Annotated in this window: 4 protein-coding genes and 2 pseudogenes; all 6 read left to right on the top strand. The window is 37.3% G+C overall.

Features of this window, described 5'->3' with window-relative positions; genetic code table 11:
• On the top strand, positions 1-575 hold a 575-nt coding region (locus AAC037_RS12480), incomplete at its 5' end, for a hypothetical protein (protein WP_339903307.1).
• 1,088 nt (positions 576-1,663) lie between these two features.
• Complete coding sequence (locus AAC037_RS12485) at positions 1,664-3,238, top strand: hypothetical protein (protein ID WP_339903308.1); 1,575 nt, start codon at positions 1,664-1,666, stop codon at positions 3,236-3,238.
• A 219-nt stretch (positions 3,239-3,457) separates the two neighbouring features.
• Entirely contained in the window at positions 3,458-4,285 is an 828-nt protein-coding gene (locus tag AAC037_RS12490; protein ID WP_339903309.1) for a helix-turn-helix domain-containing protein, read from the top strand.
• 69 nt (positions 4,286-4,354) lie between these two features.
• Positions 4,355-4,758 (top strand): annotated as a pseudogene (locus tag AAC037_RS12495) (DUF1761 domain-containing protein).
• Positions 4,759-4,910: 152 nt separating this feature from the next.
• Complete coding sequence (locus tag AAC037_RS12500) at positions 4,911-6,707, top strand: hypothetical protein (RefSeq protein ID WP_339903310.1); 1,797 nt, start codon at positions 4,911-4,913, stop codon at positions 6,705-6,707.
• Positions 6,708-7,531: 824 nt separating this feature from the next.
• A pseudogene (katG, locus tag AAC037_RS12505) lies at positions 7,532-8,962 on the top strand (catalase/peroxidase HPI); the annotation flags it as partial.

The following is an 8,962-nucleotide window of genomic DNA, read 5'->3' on the forward strand; positions in this document are numbered from 1 at the left end:
GTGGAAAAGCCACCTTATCCATACAAATCCTTTATTTGATAAGTGCCTTATTCAAAGATGTTATATCAGATATTTACATGTATCGTATTATTTCTTATCTGCAATTAGAACGTAGGAATGAAGCATGTAGTGATGTGAAAAAGTTATTAATAATTGATCCTTCACTTAAGGATGAATTATTAGGTATTTGTTTTAATAATGAAGACGATACTGAAAAAACGTCTCAATATGATTTTAAAATACCAGGCAAAGTTGGTAGATTAAAGACCAATGGAAGAAAAATTAAAAAAGGGGAAGAAATTCAAATTGTAGCTTCAGGAAGTGTTGTTTTTGGGATGTTTGCAGGTAGTGCTTCCCCAAATGGTTTTACTAACGGAGCTTTTAAGAGCTATAACATCCTTGGAGGGGCTAATCATGGGGCATTACTTTTTCGTATTGGTCAAGGAGACTGGTATTTTGTAGGAACCGAAATGACTATTATTTCTAAGGATGAAGGGGACATGCAATTTTTAATTAATGATGCAGATGCCAGTAATAATTCTGGAGAGTTTAAAGTTCAGGTTCGTATTAAATAGAAATTAAATTATAGGTTTTATTCTATATTTTGAAGATGTTGGGTTGATAAAGGGTGTTAAGGTTAATGAATAGCATGTTTATGGGAGACTATTTTATAATTAAATAATTCATGACTTTTTCAGTAAGAAATTGAATCCACATAGTCTTCGTGGTTTTAGCCAAATCTTACTGTCAAGGGGTTTCCAGACTAATTTTGGGATTGGGGCAGTTTGTGCTTTTTTGATGAAAGTTGAAAACTTTTGGCATTATAGGTCTAAGTTACGCTTCATTAAACTTAGACCAGACGGGAGACCTGAAGGGTCTGAACTATAATAGCCGTGGTGGAAACCCACGGGAAGGAAGATAACGTTCTCTCTCAACACAGCCGAGGGAACAACTAATTCGTGTTACCCTAAGGCTTCGACTCCGCTCAGCCACCGGCATACGGATAATCCATGTGAAAACATATCGGTTTTATTAGGATGGAATAATCCCCAATATGATTTTTTTTTCAATAGCCCCTAGCTTTAGCTGGGGGATGGTGTGGATTTACTCGTCTTTGTGGTTTTAGCCAAATCTTACTGTTGGGGAGATTCCAGACTAATTTTGGGATTAGGGCAGTTTGTGCTTCTTTGATGAAAGTTGAAAACTTTCTGCATTATGGGTCTAAGTTACGCTTTGCTAAACTTAGACCAGATTGGATTTGGACTACCTTATAATTTACTGTAAAACATTTTTTTACATTTAAAATACAAAAAAGTTGGTTTAAAAATAATTTATTACCTAGATTTGCTACTGGTAACTATTTCAATGAAATGACAAGAAAAATCAGGTAGGGGAGTAGAAATAATTTAGTGGGGGTAAAAACTGTTTTTGCTAACACCTATTGGAATAATTTTTAACTGGCTAAAAACCTATTTTTTCTTCCAATTTAAAAAGATACCACACGATAAAACCGGAAGGTGTTTTACAAGGTAGATTCATTTTTCTACAGTTGTGAAGAGGTGAGGAAAGGAATGAGTAGCATTTAAGCAATTGTGGCACCTAGCTTCTCTGAACAGGGAGCCTTAATTTTAATAAAATAATTTTTAACAAAAATTTTAAGAGAATGAAAGTGAGATTTTATTTAGCAGCATTGATTTTTCTGTCCCTTCACCTAGAATTGTTTGCTCAAGAGAAGACGATAAATGTGGAAATTACCGATCCAACTTCAAAAGGACTATTAACGGGTACAATTGGCGTTATTGGAACGGTAGATGATGGACACTTTTTACTACGAGCTATTTCCAAAGGTTTCTCATTGTATGGAAAAGGAGTGGGTACAAAAGGTGTGTTGGTCGTGGAAAAGCTTAACCAAAAGTATGGACTTGAGAAAAGCCGAAAAATAGAAGATATTCCGATGACTGTCATGAATAAAGCAAAAGACAAAAGCTTCGAATTCTTCTACCAGGACAAGGATAAAGACATTTGGTTGTTTTATTCAGATGCGTTTAACAATAAAAATCGTTTGTTCAGGAAAAAGCTAGACCAAGAAACCTTGGCTTTTGAAGCGCCAATATTGGTTTCAGAACTGCCTATTGTTAATAAAAGACTAGACAGAAGGTCAAATTACAGTATTGTTCGCTCGGAGGATAATAGCAAGTTCGCCGTTTTCTCCTTTGTGGGCAGTAGGAGCAATGAAGGGTCTGAAGCATATGTTGAGGTGTTTGATGCTTCGATGAACTCAGAATGGCAAATGAATACCAGTATTCCTGAATACGACAAGGGTGGCCCGGATACCAAGTTATATGGCATGATAAAATCTTTAAATAGCAATGGAAATATTCGCCTTTCTAATGAAGGGGTGTTTAATATGTTGAGTAAGGTGGACATAGTAAAAGGAGGCAATGAATTTATGCACTTTATGTATTCATTCTACAGGGGCATTGATGACCCTGTGATTACATATCTTAAAAATACGGACAAGTATTTGTTAAGGATGTCTCTTATTCAGGACAATAACAAAGATGTGAGGTTGGCCGGTTATTATTCCAATGATAAGAAGCTTAAGCAAATTGATGGGCTATTTGTTCAGAGTTTAAACCCTTTTACTTTGGCAATTGACAAGCAAAAATTCATTCCCTTTTCCAATGAAAATAAAATGGATTTCTTGTACCAAAGCGAAAGCTATTTATCAGGGAAAGAAAAACGAAAAATAGAAAAAGGTAAAGAGATAGAAGTTCCGTCCAATACTTATATCAAATCCATATTTGTTAACGAAGACAATAGCATTACATTGGCCTCAGAGTACTATGAGTCCTATACGTACAATGGTAAAATTTACCATGTAAACAATGATTTTCAATTCACCAATATTTCTCAAAATGGTGAAATCAATTGGATTCAAAATTTTAATAAACAACAAAAAGATATTACTCTTAACACCAATGGGATCTATCAAATGTATGAGAGTGGTACCATATATTTTATTTACAATGAACCACTAGAAAGAGAAATCCGTGTTGGGCAAATAAATTCCAATGGAGAAGTAAGCGCTAAAACGATTTTGAAATCCAGCAAAGGTGGTGAATTGAAAAAGTTCTGGTTGGTTCCCGGAACCATATCCAAAGTAGGAGACAATACCTATTTAGGAGTAGCTGCCAAATTATTTAAGGAAAGACTGGTGAAAATTGAGATCAATTAATAGGCTATTTGGTATCGGAAAATCCCTTGCTTCTAATAAATTAATTTATACATTAAGATACCGGGGGTGAATTGCCCCCGGTAATCAATTGATTTTCCTGTTTTTTAAAAATAAGAACAGTTGAATGAATTCAAATTTTAATACCTATAAATTCACACGATTTTATTTTTAAACCTTTGAATTGGCTATATTGATAAGGATAACAAACCATTAGCAGCAGTGGCAATTGAAAGACACTTACTCAAAGGGGTATTGAACCAATACATTGAGGCCATCTTTCACCTGAAAGATTTTATACCTGACCATTCGATAGAACGGGTGGTTCCCACAGGACATGTATTTATAATTTTTGAGTTAGATGGCTTTCAAAGAAATACCTATGACAATGACACTTTAGCACCCATCGCAACATATAAGGATGTTTGGGTTTCAGGTATGCAAAAAAATCATATTTCCATTTCAGCTCACCAACATTCCGAGTTGTTTGTGATTCAATTCAAAGCATTTGGCGCCTATCCGTTTTTTCATTTTCCCATGCAAAACTTGAATGATAAAGTTATTTCCGGTAAGGAAGTGTTTGGAGAGGATATACTTGCCTTAAGAAAGGAAATATTAGAAAAAAAATCGACTGAAGAAAAGTTTCAAAGCGCAGAAATATGGTTGCTTGAAAGATTGCGAAAGGATAAAACCCCTCCTGCAGAATTATTAAAGGTTATGGAAAGATTACAGCATGAACCTGTGGTCAATTTTCCCGAAGTAATTGAGGGCTATGCAAAAACGCAAAAACACCTGATAGATCAGTTTAAAAAGTATGTGGGATTGACGCCCAAATATTATCAACGCATGCTTCGTTTCAATGTGATTTTACAGCAAATTTATCAGTCAAAAAAGATTGAATGGGCACAGGTTGCCTACCAATTTGAATACACAGATCAATCGCATTTTATCAAGGAATTCAAGCATTTTTCAGGAATCAATCCACAGAAATTTATTCAACAAGGATTTCATGATGCCACTAATTTTTTCCCTTTGGACAAGAAAGGTTAATTTTTTACTATTTCAAGGTTTCAATTTCTAGTAGTATTGTAAAGAACAAAATCACAATACACTATGGATATGGGATCAGCTTTTGCAAACATCAATTGGTTATCGGTCATAGTCGCCTCAATATCCTCCTTCTTGGTGGGAGGGATTTGGTATGGTCCATTATTTGGTAAGGCCTGGATGCGGGCATTTGGATTTACAGAATCGGACTTGAATAATAGGAATATGCCCAAGGTATTTGGCTTGTCATTATTTTTGGCCTTTGTTGCTGCCTTGAACCTGGAGTTGTTTATTGGCGTAAATGCTGATACGTCCTTCGGCTTGATGGCTGGATTCTTGGCAGTTTTGGTTGGGTGGCTACTTTATTGGGAATCTTGTATCTATTTGAAAACCGGTCCTTCAAGGCATTCTTAATCAATGCAGGTTATTGCATCGTGGCCCTTACCTTGATGGGAGGAATTTTGGGTGCCTGGTAAAATTTGGCTGTATTAATTTAGCCCAAAAATGAGGCTGTTTTTGCTTTGCGGTTTAATACCTATTGGAGAAGTAGGTTAAATAGCTTATTTTGAGTTGAATTTTATCCTGGATTAGGATTTTCATTTTCAATTAATAACAAGCCAATAACTTTATGAAAAAAATCCCTTTCCTGTTTATTATAGCCTTTTGTTTAGGCTATTCATTTTGTTCTGCTCAAAGTGAAACCACTAAGGGAGCGTCTGAACCTAGCCAAAGTGTTTTTTATATAAAAGAAGTACTAAAAGATGTCAATGGGGATTTTGACCCTTGGAATACCGAACGTTGGGCTAACTGGTACAATGATAAAGGAGAATTGATCCGTCAGTTTGATGTGGATACTTCTGTTAAATTCAAATCAAGAAATGAGCCTTGGTTAGTGAAGATTAGTGAGGCGTTTACCAATAAATCCTTGTTTACTATCGCAAAACAAGGCATAGTAATGGATGGCAATGGACTGATCATGGATGTGAGAACCGAAAGGCAAAAGCTTCCGCTTGATGAATTGTATGCTTTAAAAAAGGAGCCATGGACAGATGGAAACGAACTTCGCGGAATATTTTATAATCTTCCCCAAATAGAAGGAATCCAGCCTACGCAAATTAAGAATTTCACTTTTATGGGATGGAAGCGTGGTGTTAAAATCAATGGTACAGGCGATCAAAGGCAACATCGTTTGATTGTAGAAAACTGTGTGTTTGCCAGAAACAGGGTAGGGTTCTATACGAATGGTTACAATACACTTTTGAGGAATTGTGACCTCTTTGAGAATGGGTATGGGGCCATATATTCCGGGAGTAAGAGTCGTAGAAATCAATTTATTGGCAACTTTTTTAGGGACAATACCCTGAGTCAGCATCAACCTTCCTATGGGGATTTTATCGGAGACACTTTTTTTGACAGTGAAATAAGCAGCAATACCTTTGCAAAATCCCTTATACAAACGGAACAAAGGAGAATTGGGATTTCCATGTTTAGAAATATGGGAGAAAGCAATAATTTGCGGGAGCAAATGCCTCACCATAACATTATTCGTGACAATTATTTTGAGGGTTATTCGGTAGCCATTCATATTGGGGCACGAATGGGCAGAGACACAAGAAATGATATTACAGACGAAGGTCGTGACTATGCTTTTTATAACCTTATATCAGACAATACCATTGAAAATTCAACAATCGGAATAAAAATTAACACTGAAGGAAACACCATCAGAGGCAATGCTTTTACCAATGTAGAAGAAGAAATTGTTTTGCAATGTGTATTCTTTAAACTAGAAAATACCACGATCAATTATCAAAAAGAGGATGAAGTGAAACTCTGGTTTGTCACAGAGGACTATGCCAAGTATTCGGCTTGGTTTAGGTTTCAAGATGACCTGAATGGAAGTATTAAAAAGGAAGAGAAATTGATTACTGTGTTTTCTCAGAGGGAGGGGCCGAGTTTTTCGCAAAACCAAGATAAAAATTTCAAGCTGAACCCGAAAGTGGCCGGTTCTGAAAACCACTTGACCGATTTCCGTGTGGGAGCTCCGATTGCTACCGAGGTAGGGGAGTTTAGCTTGGATTTGCCGGGGCAAGAATATGTAGCCATTTACGATCGACCGATCTCACGCATAGGTGATAAAGATTTCTACAGTATCCTCTTTTTTGATGACAAAGGTACAGAGATCAACAGGTGTGGAAGGTCTGAGGTAAAATGGAAAGAAATTGCTACGGGATATTTTACCAAAAGTGAGGGAGAAATGGAAGTAGCCGCCATACCTGCAAAAGCAATCGATGGGAAATACCCTGTTTTTATTTTTGACAGAGGCTATAAAACACCAAAGGAAATTCGTTTCAAGGACAACGAGAAACCGGATATTACTTTTGTCTCGAACAATAAAAAAGTACTTGAAGTGAGCATACCCTAATTTGAAAAGGGCTATCCTCATAAAATGTTTAAATCGGCTTAAGGATCAGGTCGTAGGTTAAATTCAAGGAGGCCCCCAAGCTAGTTGATTGAATTCAATTAAAATAAGGCGGTGCGGAAAGCTTTTATAAAAAGGGAAAAGATTCAAGACTAGCATGATGGTGAGGTGTTAAGGTAAGATTTTCTAGGATACTCGATATAAAAGGGACACTATAATAATTATTGATGATTTGCCTGAAAGAGTAAAATGCCAATTTTTAGAATATGGTAGAGTTGGACTATTTATTTAAATTTTTTACCTGTCCTTCATTTAATCTATGTTCTTTTAAATTAGAATCAAACCTCTTATTTAAAAATCCGACTGAATTTTTATTAGGTCTCTTGCTGAAATTCTATAAGAATTTACTATTTTGTAATTGACAATGAACAGCTTAAACAATTGATTACCGGAAATGCTTTTTGATATGGGCAAATAAGTGAAATAATTCTCGTTTAACTTAAAAATCGCTTTCTAAATAAGCATATTTAGGGTTATGGTTAGTTCTATTGGGTGAATTTCCCAGTATGGTAGTTTCATAATCAGTGGCTGTTTATAAAAACATAAGGTGTGCAAAAGTGTTATCAAAGAGATAAATAAATAGGTATTGACCTTAATTTGATTCGTAAAACAATAAATCTTTTACTATGGATAATAACAAAAACCCGAAATCATCACAAGAGGAAAACAAATGCCCGCATCACGAAAAACAGGATGAAGGCGTAACCATTGCTGAAGGCAACGACAATACCTCTGGCAATGGTAGTTCGACCGGTAAATGCCCTGTGATGCATGGCGGAAATACTTCAGTTAACGCATCAGTTATGAGTTGGTGGCCCAACGCTCTTAATCTCGATATTTTACATCAACATGACAGTAAAACAAATCCTTTAGGTCAGGATTTTGATTATCAGGAGGAGCTTAAAAAATTAGATGTTGAGGCATTAAAAAAAGACATGCATGCGCTCATGACGGATAGTCAAGAGTGGTGGCCGGCAGATTGGGGCCATTACGGTGGTTTATTCATTCGAATGGCATGGCATTCCGCAGGATCTTACAGGATTTCTGACGGACGCGGGGGCGGTGGTGCAGGAAACCTTCGTTTTGCACCATTAAATTCTTGGCCGGATAACGTTAGTTTAGACAAAGCAAAAAGATTATTATGGCCAATTAAGAAAAAATATGGCAATAAAGTCAGCTGGGCAGATTTAATTATTTTGGCCGGTACCATTGCCTATGAAAGTATGGGTTTAAAAACCTATGGATTTTCCTTTGGAAGGGAAGATATTTGGCATCCTGAAAAAGACACCTATTGGGGCGCAGAAAAAGAATGGTTGGCACCAAGTGATGAACGGTATGACAATGTGGAGAATCCATCCACCATGGAAAACCCATTGGCTGCAGTGCAGATGGGGTTAATTTATGTGAATCCGGAAGGAGTCAATGGTAAACAAGATCCTTTAAAAACGGCGGCGCATATCCGTGAAACCTTTGCCCGGATGGCCATGAATGATGAAGAGACTGCTGCCTTAACTGCCGGAGGACATACGGTAGGCAAAACACATGGCAACGGTGATGCAAGCATTTTGGGCCCGGCACCTGAGGCTGCGGATGTTGAAGAACAAGGCTTGGGATGGCACAATCCTACCAAATCCGGAAAAGGTCGCTATACTGTAACAAGTGGGCTGGAAGGTGCATGGACAACCCACCCTACCAAATTTGACAATGGTTTTTTTGAAATGCTATTCAACGATGAATGAGAGCCTCGTCAAAGTCCTGCAGGAGCTTGGCAGTGGGAACCGGTTAGCATAAAAGAGGAGGACAAACCGGTAGATGTTGAAGATCCTAGTATTCGCCTTAATCCAATGATGACGGATGCTGATATGGCGATGAAGGTGGACCCTATCTACAAAGAGATCTGCTTAAAATTTATGAATGATCATGAATATTTTTCAGAAACCTTTGCTCGCGCCTGGTTCAAATTAACCCACAGGGATATGGGACCAAAAGTTAGGTATTTTGGACCTGATGTGCCGGAGGAAGATTTGATATGGCAAGACCCTGTTCCTGCCGGAAAAGCGGATTATGATGTGGCAGCTGTAAAGGATAAAATTGCCGAATCCGGCTTGTCAATTGCAGAGATGGTATCAACCGCATGGGACAGTGCCCGCACCTACAGGGATTCTGATAAGCGTGGTGGAGCCAATGGAGCCAGAATT

The sequence above is a fragment of the uncultured Cyclobacterium sp. genome, from assembly GCF_963976465.1.
Lineage (GTDB): Bacteria > Bacteroidota > Bacteroidia > Cytophagales > Cyclobacteriaceae > Cyclobacterium.

Coding starts and splice junctions, on each gene's coding strand:
- AAC037_RS12485 (WP_339903308.1), top strand. CDS start 1,664: ATGAAAGTGAGATTTTATTTAGCAGCATTGATTTTTCTGTCCCTTCAC.
- AAC037_RS12500 (WP_339903310.1), top strand. CDS start 4,911: ATGAAAAAAATCCCTTTCCTGTTTATTATAGCCTTTTGTTTAGGCTAT.